22 protein-coding genes are annotated in these 23,534 nt (G+C 69.6%); 12 read left to right on the forward strand and 10 right to left on the reverse strand.

Annotation, left to right across the window (positions count from 1 at the left end):
* Window positions 1–164: 164 nt before the first annotated feature.
* Window positions 165–1,040: a LysR family transcriptional regulator gene (locus FHX60_RS11110; protein ID WP_183283369.1), complete on the reverse strand. Its 876-nt coding sequence runs from the start codon at window positions 1,038–1,040 to the stop codon at window positions 165–167.
* 90 nt (window positions 1,041–1,130) lie between these two features.
* Window positions 1,131–2,162 carry a LysR family transcriptional regulator gene (locus FHX60_RS11115; protein ID WP_183283370.1) on the reverse strand — a complete coding sequence of 344 codons (1,032 nt, stop codon included), beginning with the start codon at window positions 2,160–2,162 and terminating at the stop codon, window positions 1,131–1,133.
* A 153-nt stretch (window positions 2,163–2,315) separates the two neighbouring features.
* Here FHX60_RS11115 and FHX60_RS11120 point away from each other — a divergent pair, with 153 nt between their 5' ends.
* Window positions 2,316–3,395: a maleylacetate reductase gene (locus FHX60_RS11120; RefSeq protein ID WP_183283371.1), complete on the forward strand. Its 1,080-nt coding sequence runs from the start codon at window positions 2,316–2,318 to the stop codon at window positions 3,393–3,395.
* Window positions 3,396–3,426: 31 nt separating this feature from the next.
* Here the strand turns inward: FHX60_RS11120 and FHX60_RS11125 are convergent, their stop codons facing one another.
* Window positions 3,427–4,890, reverse strand: coding sequence for an aldehyde dehydrogenase family protein (locus FHX60_RS11125; RefSeq protein WP_112775659.1), 1,464 nt, complete (start codon window positions 4,888–4,890; stop codon window positions 3,427–3,429).
* Window positions 4,891–4,922: 32 nt separating this feature from the next.
* A complete protein-coding gene (locus FHX60_RS11130; protein ID WP_260163835.1) occupies window positions 4,923–5,846 on the reverse strand; it encodes a tripartite tricarboxylate transporter substrate binding protein in 924 nt (307 codons plus the stop codon).
* Between the two features lie 402 nt (window positions 5,847–6,248).
* Here FHX60_RS11130 and FHX60_RS11135 point away from each other — a divergent pair, with 402 nt between their 5' ends.
* Together FHX60_RS11135 and FHX60_RS11140 are read left to right on the forward strand one after the other, a co-directional pair.
* Window positions 6,249–7,166, forward strand: coding sequence for a 2-hydroxy-3-oxopropionate reductase (locus FHX60_RS11135; RefSeq protein ID WP_183283372.1), 918 nt, complete (start codon window positions 6,249–6,251; stop codon window positions 7,164–7,166).
* Between the two features lie 17 nt (window positions 7,167–7,183).
* Window positions 7,184–8,053: a DMT family transporter gene (locus tag FHX60_RS11140; protein WP_112775661.1), complete on the forward strand. Its 870-nt coding sequence runs from the start codon at window positions 7,184–7,186 to the stop codon at window positions 8,051–8,053.
* Window positions 8,054–8,353: 300 nt separating this feature from the next.
* Here FHX60_RS11140 and FHX60_RS11145 read toward each other — a convergent pair whose 3' ends face one another.
* Entirely contained in the window at window positions 8,354–8,497 is a 144-nt protein-coding gene (locus FHX60_RS11145) for an entericidin A/B family lipoprotein (protein WP_112775662.1), read from the reverse strand.
* A 314-nt stretch (window positions 8,498–8,811) separates the two neighbouring features.
* On the opposite strand from FHX60_RS11145, the gene FHX60_RS11150 reads away from it, so the two are divergent.
* The 4 genes from FHX60_RS11150 (at window position 8,812) to FHX60_RS11165 (ending at window position 12,429) form a co-directional block, all read left to right on the forward strand.
* Window positions 8,812–9,084 (forward strand): DUF2188 domain-containing protein, encoded by a 273-nt coding sequence (locus FHX60_RS11150; RefSeq protein ID WP_092310544.1) that lies wholly within the window; start codon window positions 8,812–8,814, stop codon window positions 9,082–9,084.
* A gap of 210 nt (window positions 9,085–9,294) precedes the next feature.
* Window positions 9,295–9,492 (forward strand): hypothetical protein, encoded by a 198-nt coding sequence (locus FHX60_RS11155; RefSeq protein WP_183283373.1) that lies wholly within the window; start codon window positions 9,295–9,297, stop codon window positions 9,490–9,492.
* A 182-nt stretch (window positions 9,493–9,674) separates the two neighbouring features.
* Window positions 9,675–9,986, forward strand: a complete 312-nt coding sequence (locus FHX60_RS11160; RefSeq protein WP_183283451.1) for a hypothetical protein — start codon at window positions 9,675–9,677, stop codon at window positions 9,984–9,986.
* A 169-nt stretch (window positions 9,987–10,155) separates the two neighbouring features.
* Window positions 10,156–12,429: a VTT domain-containing protein gene (locus FHX60_RS11165; protein WP_183283374.1), complete on the forward strand. Its 2,274-nt coding sequence runs from the start codon at window positions 10,156–10,158 to the stop codon at window positions 12,427–12,429.
* Between the two features lie 3 nt (window positions 12,430–12,432).
* On the opposite strand, the gene FHX60_RS11170 is transcribed toward FHX60_RS11165, so the two are convergent.
* The 3 genes from FHX60_RS11170 to FHX60_RS11180 all read right to left on the reverse strand — a co-directional run bounded on the left by FHX60_RS11170 (window position 12,433) and on the right by FHX60_RS11180 (window position 14,260).
* Window positions 12,433–12,915 carry a DUF1579 domain-containing protein gene (locus tag FHX60_RS11170; RefSeq protein ID WP_112775665.1) on the reverse strand — a complete coding sequence of 161 codons (483 nt, stop codon included), beginning with the start codon at window positions 12,913–12,915 and terminating at the stop codon, window positions 12,433–12,435.
* Between the two features lie 141 nt (window positions 12,916–13,056).
* Entirely contained in the window at window positions 13,057–13,410 is a 354-nt protein-coding gene (locus FHX60_RS11175) for a DUF2880 domain-containing protein (RefSeq protein WP_092310558.1), read from the reverse strand.
* 112 nt (window positions 13,411–13,522) lie between these two features.
* Window positions 13,523–14,260, reverse strand: coding sequence for a GntR family transcriptional regulator (locus tag FHX60_RS11180; protein WP_112775724.1), 738 nt, complete (start codon window positions 14,258–14,260; stop codon window positions 13,523–13,525).
* Between the two features lie 150 nt (window positions 14,261–14,410).
* Here FHX60_RS11180 and FHX60_RS11185 point away from each other — a divergent pair, with 150 nt between their 5' ends.
* From FHX60_RS11185 to FHX60_RS11205, 5 genes are all read left to right on the forward strand, one after another.
* Window positions 14,411–16,597: an acetate--CoA ligase family protein gene (locus tag FHX60_RS11185; protein WP_183283375.1), complete on the forward strand. Its 2,187-nt coding sequence runs from the start codon at window positions 14,411–14,413 to the stop codon at window positions 16,595–16,597.
* Window positions 16,594–17,907: a DUF1254 domain-containing protein gene (locus FHX60_RS11190; RefSeq protein ID WP_183283376.1), complete on the forward strand. Its 1,314-nt coding sequence runs from the start codon at window positions 16,594–16,596 to the stop codon at window positions 17,905–17,907. The genes FHX60_RS11185 and FHX60_RS11190 overlap by 4 nt, the downstream gene beginning before the upstream one ends.
* Before the next feature lie 12 nt (window positions 17,908–17,919).
* Window positions 17,920–19,236 carry a DUF1254 domain-containing protein gene (locus FHX60_RS11195; RefSeq protein WP_183283377.1) on the forward strand — a complete coding sequence of 439 codons (1,317 nt, stop codon included), beginning with the start codon at window positions 17,920–17,922 and terminating at the stop codon, window positions 19,234–19,236.
* A complete protein-coding gene (locus tag FHX60_RS11200; protein ID WP_112775669.1) occupies window positions 19,233–20,213 on the forward strand; it encodes a Bug family tripartite tricarboxylate transporter substrate binding protein in 981 nt (326 codons plus the stop codon). Before FHX60_RS11195 ends, FHX60_RS11200 begins: the two co-directional genes overlap by 4 nt.
* A gap of 66 nt (window positions 20,214–20,279) precedes the next feature.
* Window positions 20,280–21,302, forward strand: a complete 1,023-nt coding sequence (locus FHX60_RS11205; RefSeq protein WP_183283378.1) for a Bug family tripartite tricarboxylate transporter substrate binding protein — start codon at window positions 20,280–20,282, stop codon at window positions 21,300–21,302.
* Window positions 21,303–21,315: 13 nt separating this feature from the next.
* Here the strand turns inward: FHX60_RS11205 and FHX60_RS11210 are convergent, their stop codons facing one another.
* On the reverse strand, window positions 21,316–22,506 hold the full coding sequence (locus FHX60_RS11210; RefSeq protein ID WP_183283379.1) for a M24 family metallopeptidase: 1,191 nt from the start codon (window positions 22,504–22,506) through the stop codon (window positions 21,316–21,318).
* A gap of 9 nt (window positions 22,507–22,515) precedes the next feature.
* On the reverse strand, window positions 22,516–23,484 hold the full coding sequence (locus tag FHX60_RS11215) for a Bug family tripartite tricarboxylate transporter substrate binding protein (RefSeq protein WP_183283380.1): 969 nt from the start codon (window positions 23,482–23,484) through the stop codon (window positions 22,516–22,518).
* Between the last annotated feature and the right edge of the window lie 50 nt (window positions 23,485–23,534).

The raw sequence follows: 23,534 nt of genomic DNA on the forward strand, positions 1-23,534 counted from the left end.
CCAGCCATACTTCAGCGCTCGCGAGATCCGAAGCGATCGCAATCACCAGCGCCGCCACGGCGATGCCAAACAGCATCCGATGCCAGCAACACCACGTTCGAAGCAGAGAACCAACGGGCCTCGGTCAGCGGTGCAGGTCTGCACCACCCTGGCCGCGGCCGCCGCTAGCTGCCGCGAGGCTGGAAAGCGTCGACGATGCTGTCGATCATCGCTCTGACCCGCGCGGTATGCCGCAGGTCCTGGTGCGTGACCAGCCAGACCTCGTAGCGGCCGGCACGCTCGCGCTCAGGCCAGATCCGCACCAGCCCGTCGCGCTCGGCCAGCGGCACGGGCACCTCGCCGATGGCCATGCCGGTCCGGATCATGCTACGCAGCATCAGGCTGGAATTGGCCGCCGCCACCAGCCTGCCCGTGTGGATCGGCTCGCCGACGAGCGTCGGCGCGGAACTGCCGTGCAGGAACGGCTGGTACATCACCAGGTCATGGCCCGCGAAGGCATCGGCCTGCGCAGGCGTGCCGCGCCGCGCGAGGTATCCAGGTGACGCGAACAGGCCGACTGGCCAATGCGCGAGCCGGCGCGCCACCAGGTCCGGATTCTCGGGCTTCATGTTGCGTATCGCGATATCCGCCTCGCGGCGCGCGAGGTTCAGCATCTGCGTCGAAGTATTCAGCATGACGCGCACATCCGGATGCTCGGCATGCACGCGCGCGATGGCCGGGATCACGAACTCGAGCGCCAGCGAATCGGTGGTGGTCACCTTGACCTCCCCGGCCAGCCGGCTGTCCGCGCCCTGTGCCTGCCTGACCAGGTCATGGGCGAACTTCTCCATCTTTTCGGCCGAGCGCAGTGCATTCTCGCCGGCGGGCGTCAGCACATAGCCTTCGGAAGTCCGCAGGAACAGCGTCGCCCCAAGGGCATGCTCAAGTGCCGCCAGCCGGCGCCCTACCGTCGCCTGGTCGACACCGGCCACACGGGCAGCCTGGCGCAGCGTGCGCTCGCGCTGGAGCGCGAGGAAAATTCGAGTATCGTCCCAGTTCACTTCGATGCGGCGCCTGGCGCCGGTTCTGAATCATCCTGATGCGCCAGCGCTGGACCGCCCCGGCGACATCCCCTGTTCTTCCCCGCGTCGTCATGCCCGCGCTTGCCGCGCGGTCATCCTGCTTCCGGCCTTGGGCGCCGGCGCGCGCCGCGGGCCTTCCGGCAACGGAGCGGCCGGGTTGCGCCGTGCGCGCTCGCGCGCCGGCACCATTGCCAGTTGCCAGCTCGGCGGCGAGCCAATGCCGTGCGCAAGATGGGCGCAGAACGCCTTGACCTTCGCCGTGGCGCGCGGTGCCGCGCGCAGCAGGTAGATATTGCTTTGCGGCTGCGGCAAGGTGCCTTCCAGCAACAGTTCTTCGAGGCGCCCGGCGCCGATGTCCTCGCCCACGGACCAGTCCGGCATCAGCGCGATGCCCAGTCCCTGCAGCACCGACAGGCGCCGAGCATCGCAATCGTCGCACTCGACCGCGAATGCCACGCGCGCGGCATGGGCCGGTGTCAGCAGCTCGCGCCAGCCGCGCATGCTGGTGCTATGCGCACGGTCGACCAGCCGATGCCGCACCAGGTCATCGACATGGGTTGGACGCCCATGCATCCTCAGATAGTCCGGCGTTGCGCAAACGACATAGCGCTGCGTGGCGATCGAACGGGCGATCAGGTTGCTGTCGGCCTGCTGCCCCACGCGGATCACCAGGTCAAAGCGCTCTACCACCGGGTCGACCACGCGCTCGGTCAGCTCCAGTTCGACCGACAGGCCGGGGTACTGCGCGTAGAGGCTGCCCAGGTGAGGCACCACATGGCGGCGGGCGAACGCCGGCAGGCAGGCGACACGCAGCCGTCCGGCGACGCCCTGCTCCAGCGCCGCTACCGCATCGCGGGTTTCGCTCAGGTCCTGCAGGATGCGCGCGGCGCGCTCATACAAGAGGTCGCCCGCGTCGGTGCGCGCCAGCGCCCGGGTCGAGCGCGTGAACAGCGCCACGCCCATTTCGCGTTCGAGCGCGTCGATCTGGCGCGCCACCGACGACGCCACCTGTCCGCGCTGGCGCGCCACGGCGGAAAAGCTGCCGGTACGCGCGACGTCGACAAAGGTGGCCAGGTTTTCGGCAAAGCGGACAAATTCCATTTGTGCTTCCTTCGCAAAGGCATTGCGCAGCGGCGACGGCTTCTCGCAGCCATCACGCTGACCGTAGTATCGGTGTCATTCAGGCCGGCGACAAGTCTTTGCACGGCATGCAAAGCATCAAGGCCGGTCCCGTTATCCGACGCGAATCTTTCAATGCATCCCTTTTCCTACCAGACCTTGCCCCAGCGTGTCGTGTTCGGCCATGGCACCCTGGCACGGCTTCCCGATGAAGCCGACGCACTCGGCGCCGGTCGCGTGCTGGTACTGTGCACCCCCGGCCAGCGGGGGCTTGCCGAAAGTGCCGCCGCGCTGCTGGGGCCACGCAGCGCCGGCATCTTCGATGGCGCGGTCATGCACGTCCCGATCGAACAGGCGCGCCGCGCGCGCGAGGCCGCCGCGCGCAGCGGCGCCAGCGCGGTGGTCGCCATCGGCGGCGGCTCGACCGTCGGCCTGGGCAAGGCCATCGCGCTCGAATCGGATCTGCCGGTGATTGCCGTGCCATCGACCTACGCCGGCTCCGAAATGACCCCGATCTACGGCCTGACCGATGCCGGCCTGAAGCGCACCGGCCGCGATGCCCGCGTGCTGCCGCGCACGGTCATCTACGACCCCGAGTTGTCGCAGGCGCTGCCCGCCGCGATCAGCGTGACCAGCGGCATCAATGCGATCGCGCACGCGGCCGAGGGACTCTATGCCGCGGACCGCAACCCGGTCAGCGATTGGATGTCGCGCGAAGGCATCGCGGCAATGAGCCGGGCCTTGCCGGTCATTGCCGACGCGGCGTCGCCGACCGAGGCCTTGCATGTGGCGCGCGGAGATGCGCTGTATGGGGCCTGGCTGTGCGGCGCCGTGCTCGGCAGCGTCACGGTGGGGCTGCATCACAAGTTGTGCCACACGCTGGGCGGCACGCTGAACCTGCCGCACGCCGAAGTGCACACGGTGGTGCTGCCGCATGCGCTGGCCTACAATGCCGCTGCCGCGCCGCAAGCCATGCAGGCCATCGCGCAGGCCGTGGGCGCTCCGCAGGCTTGCGGCGCGCGCGCCGTCTTCGACCTGTCCCTTCGGCTGGGCGCGCCGAGCTCGCTGCGGCAACTGGGCATGGCGGCGACCGATCTCGACCGGATCTGCGCGCTGGCGCTGCGCGACCAGTATCCGAACCCGCGGCCGCTCGAACCGGAAGGCATCCGGCAACTGCTCGAGGATGCCTTCGCGGGGCGGCCGCCGCGCGCCTGACATGCAGCCGGGGCGCGAGGCGTCCGCCGCCTCAGCGGCGGTAGTGCGGCGCGATCTGCGCGTCGACATTCACCCACACCGAGCGTGCCTCGGTGTAGTCGCGCATGGCCTCGAAGCCCATCTCGCGACCGTAGCCCGACTGTCCGACGCCGCCAAACGGGCTGCCGGGGCTGACACGCTTGTAGCAGTTGATCCAGCACATCCCGGCCTGCATCGCCCCGGCCAGCTTGTGCGCCCGTGACAGGTCGCGGGTCCACAGGCCGCTGCCGAGCCCGTACGGCGTGCCATTGGCAATGGCCAGCGCCTGTTCGTCGCTGCCAAAGCGCAGCACGGTGACGAACGGGCCGAACACCTCTTCCTGCGCCACGCGGTCATCGGGCCGCGCCTGCACGATGGTCGGCTCGACGTAGTAGCCTTGCGCCAGCGACGCGGCTGCGGGCGCCTTGCCCCCCGCCAGCAGCTGACCGCCCTGCTCGCGCGCGACATCCACGTAAGACAGCACCCGGTCGCGATGCTGCGCCGAAGTGAGAGGCCCCATCTCCGTCTCAGGGTCCAGCGGGTTGCCGAGCCGGATCGAAGCCGCCAGCGCGCTGAACCGGTCCAGGAACGCATCGGCAATGCGCTCGTGCAGCACAAGGCGCGATCCGGCGATGCAGGCCTGGCCCTGGTTATGGAAAATGGCCCAGGCCGCGCCGTTGACCGCGGCATCCAGATCGGCATCGTCAAAGACGATGTTGGCACCTTTGCCGCCAAGCTCCAGCTGCACGCGTTTCAGGTTGCCCTGCGAGGCCTCGACGATCCTGCGCCCCGTGGCGGTCGAGCCCGTAAAGGCGATCTTGCCGACGCGCGGATGCTCGGCAAGGCGCTGGCCCGCCGTATGTCCGTATCCCGGCACCACGTTGACCACGCCGTCCGGAAAGCCGACCTCGGCCATCAGCTCCGCAATGCGCAGCGACGACAGCGGCGTCAGCTCGGACGGCTTGATCACTACCGTATTGCCCGCCGCCAGCGCCGGGCCCATCTTCCAGCTGGTGAACATCAGCGGGAAGTTCCACGGCACGATCTGGCCGACCACGCCGATCGGCGCCCGCTGCACGTAGTTGAGGAAACCCGGCTCCACCGGCACCACCGCGCCTTCGAGCTTGTCGGCCATGCCGCCGAAGTAGCGGAAGCAGGCGGCCGTGCGCGGCACATCGAGGGCGCGGGAGTCGCGGATCGGATGGCCGGTGTCCAGCGATTCGAGCCGTGCCAGCTCTTCGGCGTTGGCTTCGATGGCATCCGCCAGCCTGAGCAGCAGGCGCCCGCGCTGCGCGGCGGCCATGCGGGACCACGCCGGGAAAGCGCGCGCGGCGGCTTCCACCGCGAGATCGACATCGGCCGCTTCCGCTGCCGCGATGTGGGTGATGACACTGCCGTCGTGCGGGTTCAGTACTTCGATGGTGACGCCGCTCAGTGCGTCGACGAAGCGCCCGTTGATAAAGAGCTTGTTCTGCATGCTGGAATGGTTGACAGGTTAAAGCCGACGAACTATTCGGCAACGATATTGCGGGACTTGATCAGCCGGCCCCAGCGCGCCGATTCCTGCTGGACCAGTTGGTTTGCCTGAGCGCCGTCGCCGGCCACGATGTCGAAGCCGCCATCGGTCAGTTGTCTCGCCACGGCCGGGTCGCGCAGCGTTGCGGTCACCGCCGTCCCAAGTCTGGCGACGACCGCGGGCGGCGTCTTCGCCGGCGCGATCATGGCAACCCACGAGTACGCCTCGAAGCCCTTGTAAAGCTCGGCCACGGCCGGCACGCCGGGCAGCCGGGCGTCGCGTTGCGTCGACGTGATCGCCAGCGCGCGCAGCTTGCCAGCCTGCACATACGGCAGGCACAGCGCCAGGCTCGCGATCATCGAATCGACGTGGCCGCCGAGCAGGTCATTGATAGCCGGGCCGCCGCCCTTGTAGGGCGTATGGATGCCGCTGGTGCGGGCCGCCTCGTGGAAAGCCTCGGCCACCAGCTGGTTGGAGCTGCCGGACCCGACCGACGCGTACGACACCTTGCCGGGCGTGCGCGCCGCGGCCACGTATTCCTGCACGGTCTTGTAGGGCGAAGCGGCGGGCACGACCAGCACCATCGGCGCGCGTACCATGTACGAGACGCCGGCCAGGTCCTTATGCGCGTCATACGGCAGCTTCGGATAGAAGCGGCGCTCGGTGGCAAAGCTGTCGAACACCATGCCGATGGTGTACCCGTCCGGCTGGCTGCGCGCGATCTGAGCCGTGCCAATGGTGCCGCTGGCGCCGGGGCGGTTGTCGATGATCACCGACTGGTCCAATCGCTTGCGTAGTCCCTCCTGCATCTGACGCGCGACCTTGTCGACCACGCCGCCCGCGGGAAACGGCACGATCAGCGTGACCGGCCTGGTCGGCCAGGTTTCGGCCGCGGCCGCAGCGGCGGGCAGCGCCAGCGCCTAGGCAGCCAGCACCGGGGCCAGCCACCGGATGCCCGGCGCCAGCGGGGCCACCCGGCGGACCATGAAACGTTGCTTGCGTACAGATGCCGTCTCCATTTGCTTCACCTCGGTTTGCATTGGTTTGTTTTTGGCGGACACATCTCACCTATTGCTTTCTGAGCAAAGATGAGATGCCGCTTTTTGCCGATCCAATAATATGGGCCGCTGCGGCGGGCGATAAGACCTTCGCACTGCCTAATGCTTTTGCAGCCGAAGCAAAGATATTGGCGACGGGCCCGCCTTTGGCCGCGCGCCCGCCGCGAGCGCGGCGTGGCCGCGCAGAAGCGGGGATGCCGGCAATGCGGTCTATCATCTGGATAGGCGCCGGCACGGCGCACCACCCAACCGGACACTGACATGAGCAAGATCGGCTTTATCGGACTTGGCGTGATGGGCAAGCCCATGGTGCGGCACCTGGTCGACGGCGGGCATACAGTGTTCGCCCACAGCCGCAGCGGCGTGCCGCAAGACCTGCAGGATGCCGGCGTGAACGCCTGCGCCAGCGCCGAGGAGGTGGCGCGGCAGTCGGAAACCATCATCCTGATGCTGCCCGACACGCCCGACGTGGAAAAGGTGCTGTTCGGCGAGCGCGGCGTCGCCGATGGCCTGGCCGATACCGCGGGCGGCGTCACGGTGATCGACATGAGCTCGATCTCGCCGATCGCCACGCGGGAGTTCGCGCGCTGCATCGAGGCCATTGGCGCGGACTATGTCGACGCGCCGGTGTCGGGCGGCGAAGTCGGCGCCAGGGCCGGCACCTTGTCGATCATGGCCGGCGGCAAGCAGGCGGTGTTCGACCGCGTGCTGCCCATCCTGCAGCTGATGGGCAAGAACATCACGCGCGTGGGTGCGGCCGGCGACGGCCAGGTGGCGAAGGTGGCCAACCAGGTGATCGTGGCGCTGACCATCGAGGCGGTCGGCGAGGCCCTGGTGCTGGCGGCCCGCGCCGGCGCCGACCCGGCCCGCGTGCGCGAAGCGTTGATGGGCGGCTTTGCCAGTTCGCGCATCCTGGAAGTGCATGGCGAACGGATGATCCGCCGCACCTTCGAGCCGGGCTTTCGCATCGCGCTGCACCAGAAGGACCTGGAGCTGGCGCTGTCGACCGCGCGCGAGCTTGGCGTGGGCCTGCCCAATACGGCGTCGTGCCAGCAACTGTTCAATGTCTGCAACGGGCTGGGCGGCGCGGCCTGGGACCATTCCGGGCTGGTCCGGGCGATCGAGCATTTGTCCTCGTACGCCATCGGCGACACCGGCGACGAGCGGCCCGCCGGCTAAGCGCAAGGCCGGCCCGCATGCCGCCCGCAAACACCGCGTTGCTGACCGCGCTGGCGATGCTGGCCTTCGCCGGCAATTCGCTGCTGTGCCGGCTGGCGCTGAAAGGCACCACCATCGACGCCGGCACCTTCACGCTGGCGCGCGTCGCGGCCGCGGCGGCGGTGTTGTGGCTGATCGTGATGGCGCGGCGGCAGGCCGGACGCCACGGCGCCGGCGCCATGACGCTGGGCGGCAACTGGCTGTCTGCGCTGGCGCTGTTCTGCTATGCCGCGGCGTTCTCGTTCGCGTATGAGCGCCTGAGCGCCGGCACCGGCGCGCTGCTGCTGTTCGCCGCGGTGCAGGCGACCATGACCGGCTACGGGCTCTACACCGGCGAGCCGCTGCGCGCGCAGCAGTGGGTGGGCCTGGCGCTGGCGCTGACCGGGCTGGTGTGGCTGATGCTGCCGAGCCTGGCGACGCCTCCGCTGGCCTCATCGCTGCTGATGATTGCGGCTGGCATCGCCTGGGGCGTTTATTCGCTGCGTGGCAAGCGGGCAGCGGATCCGGTCGAGACCACCGCTGGCAACTTCGTGCGCGCCGTGCCCATGGCGCTGGCGCTCGGTGCCGCGATCCAGGCACAGCGCTCCCTGGATGGCACCGGGCTCGCCTATGCGGTGGTGTCCGGCGCCATTACCTCGGGGCTTGGCTATGTGATCTGGTACGCCGCGGTGCCGCGCCTGCGCGCGGCTACCGCGGCCACCGTGCAGCTGAGCGTGCCGGTCATCGCCGCGGCAGGCGGCACCGCGTGGCTCGGCGAGGCCCTGACCTTGCGCCTGGCGCTGAGCGCGGCGGCGGTGCTGGGCGGCATCGCGCTGGTGATCCTGGGCAAGCGGGCCGAGCGCGCCTAGCCGGCGCAGGGTTCGCGCGCGTCGGCAAAGCCGCCGCCATGGAACACCGGCGGCGAGCCCGGGCAGGCCCTCCACCGGCGCTTGCTGAATGCGCCAGCGCCATGCGGCCGTGGCCAACGGATGCAGTACTTCGCTCATTGGCGCCTGCGCTCCGCCGCGGCTGAGCTGCGCAGCGGCAACCGCTCCATCAGCGAGGTCGCTGGCGCCACAACTGCACCGAAGCGGCGCATGCATGAATGAAAACGGCCCGTGCCTGGGGCACGGGCCATCGCGACTGGCCACAGCGTGGCCGCCAGCAACTCACATCTTCTGCTTGGTGGTTTCCGCCGCGCCCTGCACCTTCTCGCCGCCGCGCTCGATATCCTTGCCGGCACCGGCCATGGTGTTGCAACCCGTGACCAGCAGCATGCCAGCGAGGGCAAACAGTGCGTATAGCTTTCTCATGATGATCTCCTTGCTTCGTGTGGATGCGGCATGCGCCGCCAGGATGGAAGAGCTCGGAATGGCTTGACCGGGCAGCCTGTTGCCCAACCGGCAATTGGATCGTAGCAATCCGTGGCGGTACGAAAAGTCGGCATTCGTCCTACCGCGATGTCAGCAGAACGCGCGACATGCCACGCGGCATGCCGCACTACGGCGGTGCCGCGCCCCCGCGTGCCGGCTGGTCCCGAAAATGCTTGTAGGACTGCGACCGATAGCCCGCGGCCGCGGGATCCTTTAAAACCCCAATGTCACTGCCAGCCATCACGGAGAACACCATGACGTCACGCAGCATCCACGTGCTTCCCGCCTCGACCGGCGACTCCGAATACGCCAGCGAGGAGCAATGGGCGCTTACCATCGAGGGCCTGGAAAGCGGCCCCGACGACGCGGCACTGCACTTCCCGACGCAGGAAGCCGCCATCGCCGCCGGCTGGATGCGTGCCCGCGAGGACGGCGTGCCGCTGTGCATCCATGGCCGCGACGGCCTGGTGCGTGAACGCAAGATCTATTGCCGCGATGCCCGCGGCAATGCCCGCCTCGGCCGCTAGCGCCGTCTCGGCCGGCCCGCCCACGGCGGCGCCGGCTACCTCGCCATCATTGCCTCGCGTGCCCGCTGACACAGCGGGCCGCAACGGTTCATTGCGCGAGATGTATTGAGTCGCATCAAAGTGACGCGCATCTTCTGCTGAAAACCTCGGGTCCACCGCCAATACTGGAGTCAGGCCACAGGCCGACGACCAGGACCACCGAGACCCGTCATGCGTTTTCTTCTCCGATACCGCCCGCTGGACATTTATCCCGACCCGCTCGACGCCAGGGTGGCGGAACTGCACGATCTTGCCGAAGACATCCAGGATCGCCACGCCCGCAAGTGGCGCCGGCATGGCTCCATGCTGACCCGGCATGACGGCGCGCCGCCCAGCTTTCCCACCGGCGACCCGAAAACGCGGCACTGATGCACCCTGGCGATTTCGTTGCCTTCTCTTGCAGGAATGTGAACAAGTGTCATATCGGGTTGGCAAGACCATGACCCCTGCTGAAGAATGGTTATCCGCAGGCAAGGAACCCGATCGGCGGGTTCGCTGCCGCACCATTTTTCTGACGCAGCGACATGAATCGAACCACCCGGGAATGCGTGATGGCGTTGATTTCCAGCCTGCGTGCCAATGGGCCCATGCCCCGGCACCGGCTCGCCACCGCCAGCCGCCTGAGCGCCGCCGAACTGACCCGCGCGCTCAAATCCGCCCGCCAGATGGGCGTCGTCGCCTACGAGGGCGAGCCCGAGCTACCGCCCGAGGCCGAAACTCCGCTGGTGCTGACCGGCCGGCCGTTGCCGCCGCCACGGCGCGTCACGCCCGTGCCGCGCGACAACACCCCGCACTTCGAGCCGCTGCTGGACGTCTGGGGCATCGCCCGGCCCGCCACGATGCGGCGCGGACACGCTTCCTGACACGCTCCACGCCCTGCGGCACGCCGGCTCGCGCGTGCCGTTCTTACAAAGGCATGTAAGGCGCACACGCAAAAGCCGGGCCCGGCGCGGCAGCAGCGGGCGCCTGCGCAGGGTACGGAACTTGCGCGACGCTTCAGGCTATGGCTTTCGCTTCCCCTGAGCGTACGCAATGAGGCAATACAATCCGCCCGGCACCACGGCGTCCCCAGCGCCCCCGGCGTCGCCGCCACCGCATGATCCCGCCTCGCCGCCCGGCTTCCAGCTCAAACCCGGGCGCAACTGCTGGCGCGTCGAAGCTTGCCGGCGCTTTGCCATGCTGGTCGACGCCGACGCCTATTTCCGCGCACTGCGCGAGGCGCTGCCGCTGGCCGAGCACACCATCTTCATCCTGGGCTGGGACATCGACAGCCGCATGGAACTGGTCCCGGCCGGCGCGCAGGATGGCCTGCCGCCCGGGCTGCGCGACTTCCTGTGCGCGCTGGCCGACCGCCGCCCCAGCCTGCGCATCTACATCCTGAGCTGGGACTACGCCATGGTGATGGCGATGGAGCGCGAATGGCTGCCCTCGGCCAGCGCGCACTGGCAGGCGCACCGGCATCTGTCGTTCCTGCTGGACGGCAATCATCCTCCCGGCGCTTCGCACCACCAGAAAGTGGTGGTGCTCGACAACAAGGTCGCCTTCGTCGGCGGGCTGGACCTGACGCTGCGCCGCTGGGACGACAACCAGCACGCGCCCGGCGCGCCGCTGCGCATGGCCGAAGGCCGGCCCTACGCGCCCTTCCATGACGTGCAGTGCGTGGTCGACGGCAGCGCCGCCGCGGCGCTGGGCAAGCTGTGCGCGCAACGCTGGCTGCGCGCCAGCGGCAGCCAGCCGCGGCCGGTGGCGCCGACCTCGTCGGATCCGTGGCCGCCAAGCCTGGCGCCCGAACTGACCGACGTGCGCGTGGGCATCGCCCGCACCATGCCCACATGCGAGGATGAGCCCGGCGTCAGCGAGATCCGCATGCTGCTGCAAGATGCCATCGCCTCGGCCCGGCACAGCATCTACATGGAGAACCAGTACTTCAGCTCGGGCGAGATCGCCAAGGCCCTGGCCGCGCGCCTGGGGCACGAGGACGGCCCGGATATCGTGCTGGTGTCGCGCCGCAATGAAAGCGGCTGGCTCGAGGCACACAGCATGGGCGTGCTGCGCGCACGCCTGTACCGGCAGTTGCGCGCGGCCGACCGGTTCGATCGCTTTCGCCTGTACTGCCCGACGATTCCCGGCCTGCTGCCCGAATGTGTCAACGTCCACAGCAAGGTGACGGTGATCGACGACGACTTCCTCACCATCGGCTCCTCCAACCTCAGCAATCGTTCGCTGGGGCTCGACACCGAGTGCAATATCGTGGTGGTCTCGGGCGGCGAGCCGCGCATCCAGGCGGCGATCGCCGCCATGCGCGCGCGGCTGCTGGGCGAACACCTGGAGGTGGCGCCCGAGGCGTTCCAGGCCGAGGTGGCCTCCACGCGCAGCGTGCTCGGCGCGATCCGCAACCTGCAGCGCAGCGACGGGCGCTCGCTGGAAGACTATGTGCCGCCGCTGCCCGACGATGTCGATGCCGCGTCACCGGCCGCCAACCTGCTGGACCCGATCGAGCCGATCGACAGCGACCAGGTGCTGGCCGAGTTCGTCAGCCACGAGGCGCGCCCGCGCGTGCTCGGGCGGGTGGGGGTGATGGTGGCGCTGGCGCTGCTGGTGGCGGGGCTGGCCTTTGCGTGGCGCTATACGCCGCTGCGCGAGTGGGCGGACTTCCGTGCCCTGCTGGGGGCCATCGAGCGGGTGGACGAGATGCCGCTGGCCCCGCTGGCCATGATGGGGGTCTATCTGGCCGGTGCGGTAACACTGCTGCCGGTAACCCTGCTGATCCTGGTCACCGTGGTGGTGTTCGGCCCGCTCTACGGCGCCGTGCTGGCCCTGTGCGGCACGGTGCTCAGCACCGGCGCGGGCTACCTGGCTGGCCGGCTGCTGGGGCGCCACGCCGTGCGCCGCTTCGGCGGCAGGCGCCTGAACCGCGTCAGCCACCAGCTGGGCAAGCACGGCATCGTCGCCATGGTGGTGCTGAGGCTGGTGCCGATCGCACCGTTCTCGCTGGTCAACCTGGTGGTGGGGGCCTCGCGCATCAGCCTGCGCGATTGCCTGATCGGCACCGCGCTGGGGATGTTGCCGGGCATCGTGGTCAGTGCCTTGCTGGTGGACCGGGTCGCCGCCGCGGCGCGCGACCCGGGTCTGGTCACCTTTGCGCTGCTGGTACTGGTGCTGCTGGTGCCCGCCTCGCTGTTGCTGTTGTTGCGCCGCCGGCGCCGGCGCAATGCGCAGCGGTCGCGCGGCGGCCGCCACGACGATCCGCCCGGCCCCGGCTCGCGCTTGTCGCGGCTGGCGCGGATGGCCGGGGAGCGTTCCTGAAGCTCACGGCTGGCGACGGTAGGTGGCCTTCACGATCTGCGTCCATTCGCCGTTTTCGCCCTGCATGTACGAAGTCAGTTCGCGGTGGTTGTCGTCGCGGAACGTGATCACGTCGCGGTACTGCACCATGCGGCCGTTGCCCGAGCAGTCCGGCCCTTCGGCGCGCAGCGTCAGCTGCTGGCCGCCCGCGTCGAGATCGCCCTCGTAGACCCACAGGTGGGTCATCATCGAGCCGATGAAGGTGCCGACGAAGTGCTTGCGCGCCGGGTCGTAGCCCAGCGTCATGACCGTCGAGGCCTGGCCGCAGCCGGGCATGTCGCCCTGGGCCACGCACTGCACCCAGACGTCGCCGATCGCGCTGACCCGCTCCGGAATCTGCCAGGTCTGCACCGGCTGGTCCGGTCCCATGACGGCCTCGCCCTCCGCCATCCAGTTGCCAACCAGACGTTGCAGCCAGCGGTGTTCCTTTTGTGCTTCGATTTGCATTTTCGGTCTCCAGTGAGTGGGTAACGGCCGGGGTGCGGCGATTGCCGCGAGCATTTGTGGATGCTGTACACATAGACTAGCAAATCAAATGGACAGTGTCCACATTAAATTGCAACAGCCGGCTTGGGCAGCCATCTGGGATTAATGCGGCAGCCGCAGCTTGGGCACGGCGAAGCGGTTGCCCTGGGCGCGGCGTACGTCGCACTGGACCTTGGCCTCGCGCACGGCGCCGTCCTGGGCCAGGTATTCGACATCGGCCACCACGCTGTAGTTGTCCTTGTCGATCTGGCGCGCGGTGGCGGCCACCCACTTGAAGCTGCCGGGATTGGGCAGCGCCGCCTTGACCGCGTGCTTGCAGGCGGCCTCGGGCGCGCCCTCCTTGGCCGATGGACGCGATGCATCCTGCTGGGCCGCGGCCAGCGCGGCCGGCACGCCCGCGGACAACGCTACCGCGAGCGCGGTAGACAGCAAACGTGGGGAAAGCGGCGAGAACATCCTGGACTCCTGCGACTGGGCGGCGCCGAACCGCACCACCTGGCGCCGGCGCCGATGCAGATCAGGCCGCGGCGTGCATGCGAAAGTTCCCTTGCCGCCACAGCCAGCGGCCCTAACGCCGCACGCAGGCCTTGTAGGTGAACTTGTCGCCGCGGAACATGAATTCCGAAAACGCCAGCGGCCGGTCGTCGATGTCGTGCGGCGTGAAGCGGATGCGCAGCAGCGGCTCGCCCGGCGCGACCTGGAGCCGGCGCGCGCTTTCCGCGGTGGCGGGGATCGCCGCGCTTTCCGTGTGCAGGTACTTGAGGCGATAGCCGAGCCGGCCCTCCACGATCGTCAGCGCGTCGTTGTTTTCCAGGTCGTGCTCGAGGATGGCGCGCATCAGCGCTTCGGGCGCCATGGTCATGCCGACCGCCACCGGCGTGCCGCCCACGGACTTGAGCGTGGTCACGCTCAGCAGCTTGCTGCCGGGCGGCATGCGCAGCGCATCGGCGGCGATGGCCGGCGCGGTGATCAGCCGCGTCGACAGCAGCTTGCCGTGCGCTTCGTGGCCACGGGCGCGCATGTAGTCGTAGAAGCCGGTCAGCGGTCCCAGGTCGGCCTGCCCCGCGGGGCGGCTGACAAAGCTGCCCTTGCCGTGGACCGTCTCGATCAGCCCCTCCGCCAGCAGCGATGCCAGCGACTGGCGCACGGTGATGCGGCTGACGCCGAACTCCGCCATCAGCTCGGCCTCCGATGGCAACTTGATGCCCGGCGTCCATTCGTTGTTGACGATGCGCTGGCGCAGCGCGCCTTCGATCTGCTTGAAGCGGGGCAAGGAGCTGGTTGTCACGAGATTCGCGGGATTCATGGGGACAGCCCATGCGGGCATCTACTTATCATAACAACGTTGACTCATCATAACATGTTATGACAACATCAGCCGGCATCATCCATGACAAGACCAGCGGCGCCCGCCCGCAAGGGCCCTACGTGACGGCGCACGCATACGGAGACACCGATGCCAGACCTGAGCGCATTGCTGCAACCGCGCACCATCGCCGTGATCGGCGCATCCACCCAGCCCGACAAGGTAGGCGGCATGCCGGTGCGGCTGCTGAGCGAGCTGGGCTACACCGGCCGCATCGTCCCGGTCCACGCAAGCGCCAGCGAAGTGCAGGGGCTGGCGGCGGTGCCGACGCTGGATGCGCTGGATACGCCGGCCGACCTCGCCATCGTGGCGCTGCCGGTCAGCGCCAGCCTTGACGCGATGCGCCAGCTGGCGCGCAACGGCACGCGCGCCGCGGTGTTCTTCACCTCCGGCTTTGCCGAGACCGGCGGCGTTGGCACCGCGCTGCAGGCCGAACTGGCGGCGCTGGCGCAGGCCCATGGCATCACGCTGCTGGGGCCCAACTGCCTGGGCGCGATGAACCTGCGCGAGCGCGTGTTCGCCACCTTCTCGCCGATCCCGCTCAGCGGGCTGCCGCCGGTCGGCGATGTCGGGCTGGTCAGCCAGAGCGGCGCGTTCGGGGCCTATGCCTTCGCGCTGGCGCGCGAGGCCGCACTGGGCCTGAGCCACTGGGTCACCACCGGCAACGAAGCCGGCCTGCATGTGGCGGACGTGATCGAATGGCTGGCCCGCGACGAGGCCACGCGCGTGATCCTCGCCTACCTGGAAGGCTGCCGCGACGGCGCCCGCCTGCGCCGGGCGCTGGCGGCCGCGCGGGCAGCGGGCAAGCCGGTGGTGGTGACCAAGGTCGGCACCACCGAAGCCGGCGCGCGCTCCGCGCAATCGCATACCGCCAGCCTCGCGGGCGAAGACGCGGTCTACCAGGCGGTGTTCGACGAGTACGGCGTGTTCCGCGCCGATACGCTGGAGGAATTCTTCCGGCTCGGCTACGTGCTGTCGCGCGGGCGCCGGCCGACGCGGTGGCAGCCTTCGGCGAAGGAGCCGGCCAATGCCGTCACCCCGGTCGCGCTGGTCACCGTCTCCGGCGGCGTCGGCATCATGATGGCCGACCAGGCCGAGGCGCTGGACCTGCCGCTGCCGCCGATGCCCGAAGCCCCGGCCGCGGCGCTGCGCAGCGCAATTCCGTTCGCCAGCACCGCCAATCCCATCGACGTCACCGGCCAGGTGGTGGCGCAGCCCGAAGTCTTGCTGGCCGCCATTGCCGCCGCGGCACAAAGCCCGGACTACGGCAGCGTGGTGGCCTTCCTGGCCGGCGGCGTGGGCTCGCCGCGGATCTGGCCCGGCCTGCAGGACACCGTCGACGCCCTGTACCGCAGCGGCACCGCGGCGCCATTGCTGTTCAGCGGCCTCGCCGATGACGACAAGCGCCGCTGGCTCGAAGCGCGCGGCGCACTGGTGTTCCGCGAACCGGCGCACGCGGTGCAGGCCGTGGCCGTGCTGGCCCGTGCCGCGGCGCAAGCTGCGGCGGCACAGACGCCCATCTGCGTATCGGCCGCCGCAGGCAGCCTGCCCGTTCCCAATGTCCCGCCCGGCACCACCGCCTTGTCCGAGTTCGAAGCCATGCAGTGGCTGGCCGCGTGCGGCATCCCCACCGCGCCGCACGGCCTGGCGCGCGATGCCGACGAGGCCGTGCGCATCGCCGAAGCCATCGGCTATCCGGTCGCGATCAAGCTGTGCTCGCCCGACATCTTGCACAAGAGCGATGTCGGCGGCGTGGTGCTGAACGTGGCCGACGCCCGGGCGGCACGCGCGGCCTTTGCGCAGGTGCAGGCCGCCGCGGCCAGCCACGGCACCTCCGCGCGCTTTGACGGCGCGCTGGTCGCCGGCATGGTGCGCGGCTGGGGCGAACTGATGGTAGGCGTGCGGCGCGACCCGGTGTTCGGCCTGGTGGCGCTGGCCGGCATCGGCGGCACCGCGGTGGAAATCTTCCGCCAGACTGCCTTCGGCCTGGCGCCGCTGAGCCATGGCCGTGCGCGCACCATGCTGCGCGCAAGCCGTGCCGAGGCACTGCTGTCGGGCCACCGCGGCCATCCCGCGATCGACGCCGAGGCCGTGGCCGAGGTGCTGGTACGCGTCTCGCAGGCCGCGGCGGCGCTGGGGCCGCGGCTGGACACACTCGAAATCAACCCGCTGATCGTCACCGCGCGCGGCGTGGTCGCCGCCGATGCCGTGGTGACCCTGCATGCGGCGGACCCCGACAGCCACCAGAACGGCCCAGACCAGGAGACCACCCGATGAACCAACCCGCTGCGCCCTTCCTTGCCGGCGCTCCCGTCGACACCCCGCAGGAAGCCCTGACCGCCGCGGCGGCTGTGCCGTTGGTGCTGGCCACGTATCCGCTGTTTGAAAGTTTGCGCACCTGCCGGCTGCAGACCTCGGTGGCGCAGGCCACCGGCTACGGGCGCGCGCCGGTCAACACGCTGTCGGCCAGCACGCAGCCGTGGACGCACCGCGACCGCGACATCGTCACGCCCGCCAATGATCTGCTCTACTTCTGCGCCTGGGTCAACCTGGCCGACGGGCCCGTCACGCTGCGCGTGCCCGCGCTGCCGGATGCGCGCCGCTACTACGTGGTGGAACTGCTCGACGCCTGGACCAACAACTTCGAGAACCTGGGCCCGCGCAACGTGCCCGCCGCGGGCGCCGACATCGTGCTGGCCGGCCCGGGCCAGCACGCCGACGGCGCGCACGTGGTGCATTGCCCCACCTCGCTGGTCTGGCTGCTGGGCCGCGTGCTGGTGACCGGCTCCGACGACCTGCCGGCCGCCAGCGCCTTCGAGCAGGGCTTCCGCCTGTCCGGCGGCAATGCACGGCAGCCCGCCTGCGTGCGCGACTGGCAGGACAGCGGCGAGCCGGCGCTCGACTTCTTCGCCAACGTCTTCAACGCGCTGCGTGAATATCCGGCCGAGCCTTCCACGACGGGCCTGCTGTCGCTGCTGCGCAAGTGCGGCATCCGTGCGGGCGAGCCGGTCGACGTGGGCGCGCTGCGGCCCGCGGTGCAGCAGGGCCTGGTGCGCGCCTGGCGCGAGGGCATGGCGCTGATCGAAGCCAATACCCGCAGCCATGCGCGTAAGAGCTGGACCTACAGCCTGCTGCTGGGCCGCTATGGCGACGACTGGATGCAGCGCGCCGTGACGGCGATGAAGGGCCTGGGCGCACTGCGCGCCGACGAAGCCGTCTACGCCGCCGCCGACTACGATGCCGACGGCGAGCTGCTGCATGGCCGCCACACCTACACGCTGCACTTCCCGGCCGGACACCTGCCGCCGGCGCAAGCGTTCTGGTCGGTCTCGCTCTACGGCGCCGACCGCTTCTTCACCGACAACGCGATCGGCCGCTATGCGCTGGGCGACCGCAGCCCGGGACTGCAATACCACGCCGATGGCGGGCTCACGCTGACTATCTCGCACCAGCGCCCCGGGCAGGCACAGGACAACTGGCTGCCGGCGCCGGACGCCCCGTTCTACCTGATCCTGCGCCTGTACCACCCCACCGACGGCTTCATCGCCGGCGACTACGTAATCCCGCCGCTGCGGCGCATTGCCTGAAGGACCCCGCCCATGGCAACCCATGACATTTCCCTCGACGCGCTTGCCCGCGACGCGGTGCGCTACACGCTGCCGCTGTACGAAATGGCGCGCATGCGCGCCGCCACCTGCCCGCGCCGCGACAGCGCCGGCACCTTTGCCGGGGACGGCCCCGATTCCACGCTGCGCTGGATCAACACCGTCACGCACGTGCGCGCGCTGCTCGGCCCGCAGCACCGGCAGGTCGTCACGCCGAACAACGACACGCTTTACACCAACGCCTGGCTCGACCTGTCGCGCGGCCCGCTGCTGCTGGACGTGCCCGACTGCCACGGTCGCTACTACGTGCTGGGGCTGCTCGATGCCTATACCAACCCGTTCGGCTACATCGGCACCCGCACTACCGGCACCCAAGGCGGCACCTGGCTGCTGCACGGGCCGGCCTGGCGCGGCGAAGTGCCCGCCGGCGCCACGCCGCTGCCCTGCCCCACCGATGCGGTCTGGATCATCGGCCGCATCCTGGCCGACGGCGAAGCCGACCTGGCCGGTGCGCATGCCTTGCAGGACGGCATCCGCCTGCGCCGCCCCGACGGCACCGCCGCCGCCAGCGTGATCGACGCCGGCATGCACGCCGGCGAGCGGCCGGGCGATCCCGACCGCTACGCCGCCATGGTCCGGCGCATGCTGGCCGAGAACCCGCCGCCCGCCGCCGAAGCGGACCTGGTGCGCAGCTTCGCCGCCGCCGGCATCGGCAGCGCAACGCCGCTGACGCAGGCGCAACGCACCGCGCTGGCTGCGGCACTGGCGCAGGTCGATGCAGAACTGGCCGCGCCCAGGGCTGCCGCGCTGGGCGGCGGCTGGTCCCTGCCGGTGGAAATCGGCACCTCGTTCGGCTCGCACTACGCGCTGCGCGCCGAGGTGGCGCGCAACTACATCGGCGCGCTGGGCATCGAGGAAGCCATGTACCTGATGGCCGATTGCGACGCCGACGGCCTGCCGCTGGACGGCACGCACCAGTACGAGCTGGTGTTCCCCGCGCACGGTTTGCCGCAGGTGGGCGCGTTCTGGTCGCTGACCCTGTACCGAAAGGCGGACTGCATGCTGGCGGAGAACCCGCTGCAGCGCTATTCGCTGGGCGACCGCTCGCCAGGCCTGCGCGCGGCGCCCGATGGCAGCCTGCGCATCGTGCTGGGCGCGCGCGGCCCGGCGGACCCCGCGGACGGCGGCAACTGGCTGCCTGCGCCGCCCGAACCGTTCTACGTGGCGTTGCGCCTGTACGTCCCCGGCAGCGCGCACCTGGATCGCACCTTCCGCTATCCCGCCATCCGCCGCATCAAGGAAGCGTCATGAACCGAACCGCAGTCTTCGCCCGGGCCGTGCTGACGGCCAGCGTGGCCGTGCTGTGCCTGGGCGGCCAGGCGCAGGCGCAAACCTATCCTTCGCGGCCGGTCAAGCTGGTGTCGCCCTACGGCGCGGGCGGCTCCAACGATATCTCGGCGCGTATTCTCGCCGACGCGCTGGGCGGCAAGCTCGGCCAGCAGGTGGTGGTCGAGAACAAGCCCGGCGCCGGTACGCGCCTGGCCACGGAGCACGTGGCGCATGCCGCGCCGGACGGCTATACACTGCTGTGGGCGGCCGCGCCCTTTGCCATCAATACCGCCGCCGGCATTGCGCAGCGCTACGATGTGCACAAGGATTTCGTCGCGGTGGGACCGCGCGTGCTCGGGCCGATCTTCCTGATCGTCAATGCCAATTCGCCGGCGCGCACGGTGGCGGACTTCGTACGCATGGCCAGGGAAAAGCCGGACGGCGTGACGGTGGCCTCGCCGGGTGCGGGCTCCGGTCCGCACCTGACCGCCGAGCTGTTCGGGCAGGTCGGCAAGTTCAAGCTGCTGAGCGTCCACTACCGCGGCGACGCCACCGCCTACACCGAACTGCTGGCGGGCCGAGCCGATGCCACGCTGACCGCCATCACCTCGGCGCTGCCCTTCATCAAGGCCGGCAAGCTGCGCGTGCTGGCGGTGGCCTCGGAACAGCGCACGCCGGTCTATCCGGATGCGCCCACCTTCGCCGAACAGGGCTATCCGGGCATGGTCGGCTACGGCTGGTTCGGGCTGGTCGCGCCGGCCGGCACGCCGCCCGCCGTCACCGAGCGGCTGAACCGCGAGGCGTCGGCCGTGCTGGCCGATGCGCAAACCCGCAGCAAGCTGCTTGGCCTGGGCCTGGAGCCGCATCCCGAGCGCGGCAGCGCGTTCTCGGCCTTCATCGACCAGGAGATCGGCAAGTGGGGCAAGCTGATCCAGGCGCGCGGCATCAAGCTGGACTAGCGTACGGGCGCACGGCGTCCGCGCAAGGCAAACCGTGACATCGCATCAACAGGAGACCACGCCATCATGAAGACCGTTGCCCGATTTTCGCCGTGGCTGCGCGGCACGCTGCTGCAGGCCACTCTGCCCTGGCTCGGCGTCGCGGCGCTCGCCGTCGCACCCGTCGCCGCGCCGGCACAGGGCGCCTACCCGGCCAAGCCCATCCACCTGATCGTCGCCTATCCGCCGGGCGGCCTGACCGACACGCTGGCGCGCGCCGTGGGCGACGGCCTGTCGCGCCAGCTCGGCAAGACCGTGGTGGTCGAGAACAAGGGCGGCGCCGGCGGCATCATCGGCACCGACTATGTCGCCAAGGCGGCGCCGGACGGCTACACCCTGCTGATGACCATTCCGGGCCCGATCACTTCCAACCTGGCGCTGTACAAGAAGCTGCCCTACGATCCCCGCACCGACCTGCGCCCGGTCTCCGACATTGCCACCGCGCGCACCGTGCTGGCGGTCAACAGCAGCGTGCCGGCCAAGACCGTCGCCGAGTTGCTGGCCTATGCCAAGGCCTCGCCCGGCAAGCTGCGCATGGGTTCATGGGGCGCGGGCACGCAGCCGCATACCATCCAGACCTATTTCGCCCGGCAATACCAGGTCGACATGCTGCACGTGCCCTACCGCGGCGAAGGGCCGATGGTGACCGACCTGCTGGCCGGCCAGGTCAACGTGACGGTGGGCTCGGTGACCGCGCTCAAGCAGCATTTCGCCACCGGCAAGCTGCGTGCGCTGGCGGTCACCGGCACGCGGCGCGCACAGGCGCTGCCGGACGTGCCCACCTTCACCGAAGCCGGCTACGCCGACGAGCCGTTCCGGCTGACCGGGCCCATCACGCTGATGGCGCCGGCAAAGACCCCGCAGGAGATCATCGACCGCCTCGGCCGCGAGACCGCCAGCCTGATTGCCAGCGCCGACATGCAGCGGCGCATCGTGGACATGGGCGCGGAACCGCTGGGCACCACGCCGGCGCAGGCCGAGGCGGCCTACAAGGCCTACCTGCCGGTGGTGCTGAAGCTGACCGCGGATACGGGGGTGACGCTCGACTGAAGCCGCCACCGGGCTAGGCCACGGTTGCGTACTCCAGCGTCTTGGGGGTCTTGACGATGACTTCCGGCTGGTCGCCGACCACCACGGTATCGTCGAGCCGGAAGCCGCCGAGGCCGTAGACATAGAGCCCCGGCTCCGCTGAATAGACCTCGCCGGCCAGCAGCGGGCGCGGGTTGAACGCCATGTCTTCCGGGTATTCGTGCAGCATCAGCCCGACCGCGTGGCCGGTGCGGTGGAACACATAGTCGCCGCACCCGGCCTGTTCGATCACGGCCTGCGCGGCGGCATCCATGTCGCACACGCGCTTGCCCACCACCGCCGCGGCAACCGCGGCATCGGTGGCCCGCGCGGCGATTTGATAGAAGCGTGCCTGCTCGTCGCTGGGACGCCCGCAGAACCACGTGCGCTCGTTCTCGACATAAAGCCCGTTCAGCCGCGGCAGCACCAGGTTGACGATGGTGTCGCCCGCGGCGATGCGCGAACCGCATGCGGCACCGTCGCCGTGCGGCGAGGCCGACGCGGGACCGGTCAGCGTCCAGCACTTGAGAATGTCGAAGTCCTCGCCGGGGAAGCGCCTCGCCGCTTCCTCCACCATCAGCGCGGCCATGGCATGGTCCAGTTCCTGCACCAGGCGGCCAGGCCGGATGTTCTCCTTGTAGCGGTCCTGCACCCAATCGGTCAGTGCGCCGAGCTCGCGCATGGTCTGGAGTTCCTCGGCATGCTTGACCCAGCGCAGGCTGCGCAGGTCGGCCAGCGACGGGCGCAACGACAGCTCCAGCAGATGGCGCTGGGCGCCCGCCAGGATGGGATGCTGCACGTCGATGGCAAGGCGCGACATGCCGAGCCCCCTGGCGCTCAGCAATGCAGCAACCACCTCCGGCAGCTGCGCCGGCAGCGGCAGGCGGTTCGACACGCGCGGATGCTCGGCATAGTAGGTCACGTCGCGCAGCCACACCGTGCCCTTCTCCGTGGCGAAACGCATGTGGTTGGTCGACAGTTCGTTCATCACCGCGAAGGTCTCGCCATCGCGCGGCACCACCACGAACACCGGCCGCTCCCACGGCCAGACGTCGAGCTGGAAGTTGGTGGCGTACTGGAAAAAGTCCGGCGTGCCGAACACCAGCGCATCCACGCGCAGCTTGTCCATCAGCTTGCGCATGGCTGCCAGGCGGTAGTCACGGACGGCTTGTGTGAGACGGGGCATGGTTGGCTCTCAGAGGGAAATGTTCAGGCGCTTGATGATGGGGCCCCAGGTGTCGGCGTCGCGCTTCATGTAGCGCTCTACCTCGGACGGCGGCCCCTTGATGGCATCCAGGAACTGGGAGTCGAGCTTGTCCCTGAACTCCGCATCGTCCAGCACCTGGTTGATGTCGGCATTGATTTTCCGGATCACGCTGGCCGGGGTGCCGGCGCGCGCGACGATCGCATACCAGCCCGGGACCTGCACGTCATAGCCCAGCTCCTTGAAGGTCGGCACGGTTGGCAGCGCCGCCAGGCGCTTGTCACCCGTGACCGCGAGCGGCAGCAGCTTCTTGCTCACGATCATGGGGTGCACGCCGGCCACCACATTCATCATCACCGGCGTCTGCCCGGTCATCAGGCTGGTGGCACCGCCGGCGCCGTTGAAGGGAACATGCTGCATCTGCACCCCGGTGCGTTCCGCGACCAGTTCCATGGCCAGGTGGGTCGAGTTGCCGATGCCCCCCGACGCATAACTGATCTCGCCGGGCCGCGCCCTGGCAATGCGCACGAAGTCCTGGAAGGTCTCGGCCTTGAGCGACGGCGCCGCGACGAAAACGAACGGCGAATTGGCCAGCATCGCCACGCCGGCCAGATCCCGCGCCGGGCTGTAAGGCAGCTTCGGATACAGGAACGGGTTGAAGCTGAGGTTGGAGACGCCGGCAAAGAACAGCGTGTAGCCGTCGGCTGGCTGTCCGCGCACGTAGCTGATGGCCAGTGCGCCGTTGGCGCCGGGCTTGTTCTCCACCACCACCGACTGGTGCCAGGCGCGGGCGAGCTTGTCTGCCAGCGCGCGTGCCAGCACGTCGTTGCCGGTGCCGCCGGCCTGCGGCACCACCAGCCGCACGGCCTGGGCGGGGAAGGCCTGCGCCTGCCCGGTTGCCGGCAGCCCCATCGCCACCGCGGTTCCGGCCAGCCAGGCCAGTAGTTGTCTCCGATCCATCTTGCACCCCGTTGGTTTGCCACGATACGCACCTGCCGGTGCAGGTGTGG

Origin of the sequence: Cupriavidus alkaliphilus, from assembly GCF_014191175.1 — a bacterium.
Classification (GTDB): Bacteria; Pseudomonadota; Gammaproteobacteria; order Burkholderiales; family Burkholderiaceae; genus Cupriavidus; species Cupriavidus alkaliphilus.

What these genes read in the sequence shown, in the direction of transcription:
- FHX60_RS11160 (WP_183283451.1), top strand. Translation starts at nt 9,675, where the DNA reads ATGGCGTTGATTTCCAGCCTGCGTGCCAATGGGCCCATGCCCCGGCAC.
- FHX60_RS11140 (WP_112775661.1), top strand. Translation starts at nt 7,184, where the DNA reads ATGCCGCCCGCAAACACCGCGTTGCTGACCGCGCTGGCGATGCTGGCC.
- FHX60_RS11210 (WP_183283379.1), bottom strand. Translation starts at nt 22,506, where the DNA reads ATGCCCCGTCTCACACAAGCCGTCCGTGACTACCGCCTGGCAGCCATG.
- FHX60_RS11120 (WP_183283371.1), top strand. Translation starts at nt 2,316, where the DNA reads ATGCATCCCTTTTCCTACCAGACCTTGCCCCAGCGTGTCGTGTTCGGC.
- FHX60_RS11205 (WP_183283378.1), top strand. Translation starts at nt 20,280, where the DNA reads ATGAAGACCGTTGCCCGATTTTCGCCGTGGCTGCGCGGCACGCTGCTG.
- FHX60_RS11200 (WP_112775669.1), top strand. Translation starts at nt 19,233, where the DNA reads ATGAACCGAACCGCAGTCTTCGCCCGGGCCGTGCTGACGGCCAGCGTG.
- FHX60_RS11115 (WP_183283370.1), bottom strand. Translation starts at nt 2,162, where the DNA reads ATGGAATTTGTCCGCTTTGCCGAAAACCTGGCCACCTTTGTCGACGTC.
- FHX60_RS11190 (WP_183283376.1), top strand. Translation starts at nt 16,594, where the DNA reads ATGAACCAACCCGCTGCGCCCTTCCTTGCCGGCGCTCCCGTCGACACC.
- FHX60_RS11195 (WP_183283377.1), top strand. Translation starts at nt 17,920, where the DNA reads ATGGCAACCCATGACATTTCCCTCGACGCGCTTGCCCGCGACGCGGTG.
- FHX60_RS11215 (WP_183283380.1), bottom strand. Translation starts at nt 23,484, where the DNA reads ATGGATCGGAGACAACTACTGGCCTGGCTGGCCGGAACCGCGGTGGCG.
- FHX60_RS11150 (WP_092310544.1), top strand. Translation starts at nt 8,812, where the DNA reads ATGACGTCACGCAGCATCCACGTGCTTCCCGCCTCGACCGGCGACTCC.
- FHX60_RS11170 (WP_112775665.1), bottom strand. Translation starts at nt 12,915, where the DNA reads ATGCAAATCGAAGCACAAAAGGAACACCGCTGGCTGCAACGTCTGGTT.
- FHX60_RS11165 (WP_183283374.1), top strand. Translation starts at nt 10,156, where the DNA reads ATGAGGCAATACAATCCGCCCGGCACCACGGCGTCCCCAGCGCCCCCG.
- FHX60_RS11145 (WP_112775662.1), bottom strand. Translation starts at nt 8,497, where the DNA reads ATGAGAAAGCTATACGCACTGTTTGCCCTCGCTGGCATGCTGCTGGTC.
- FHX60_RS11125 (WP_112775659.1), bottom strand. Translation starts at nt 4,890, where the DNA reads ATGCAGAACAAGCTCTTTATCAACGGGCGCTTCGTCGACGCACTGAGC.
- FHX60_RS11155 (WP_183283373.1), top strand. Translation starts at nt 9,295, where the DNA reads ATGCGTTTTCTTCTCCGATACCGCCCGCTGGACATTTATCCCGACCCG.
- FHX60_RS11185 (WP_183283375.1), top strand. Translation starts at nt 14,411, where the DNA reads ATGCCAGACCTGAGCGCATTGCTGCAACCGCGCACCATCGCCGTGATC.
- FHX60_RS11175 (WP_092310558.1), bottom strand. Translation starts at nt 13,410, where the DNA reads ATGTTCTCGCCGCTTTCCCCACGTTTGCTGTCTACCGCGCTCGCGGTA.
- FHX60_RS11180 (WP_112775724.1), bottom strand. Translation starts at nt 14,260, where the DNA reads ATGAATCCCGCGAATCTCGTGACAACCAGCTCCTTGCCCCGCTTCAAG.
- FHX60_RS11135 (WP_183283372.1), top strand. Translation starts at nt 6,249, where the DNA reads ATGAGCAAGATCGGCTTTATCGGACTTGGCGTGATGGGCAAGCCCATG.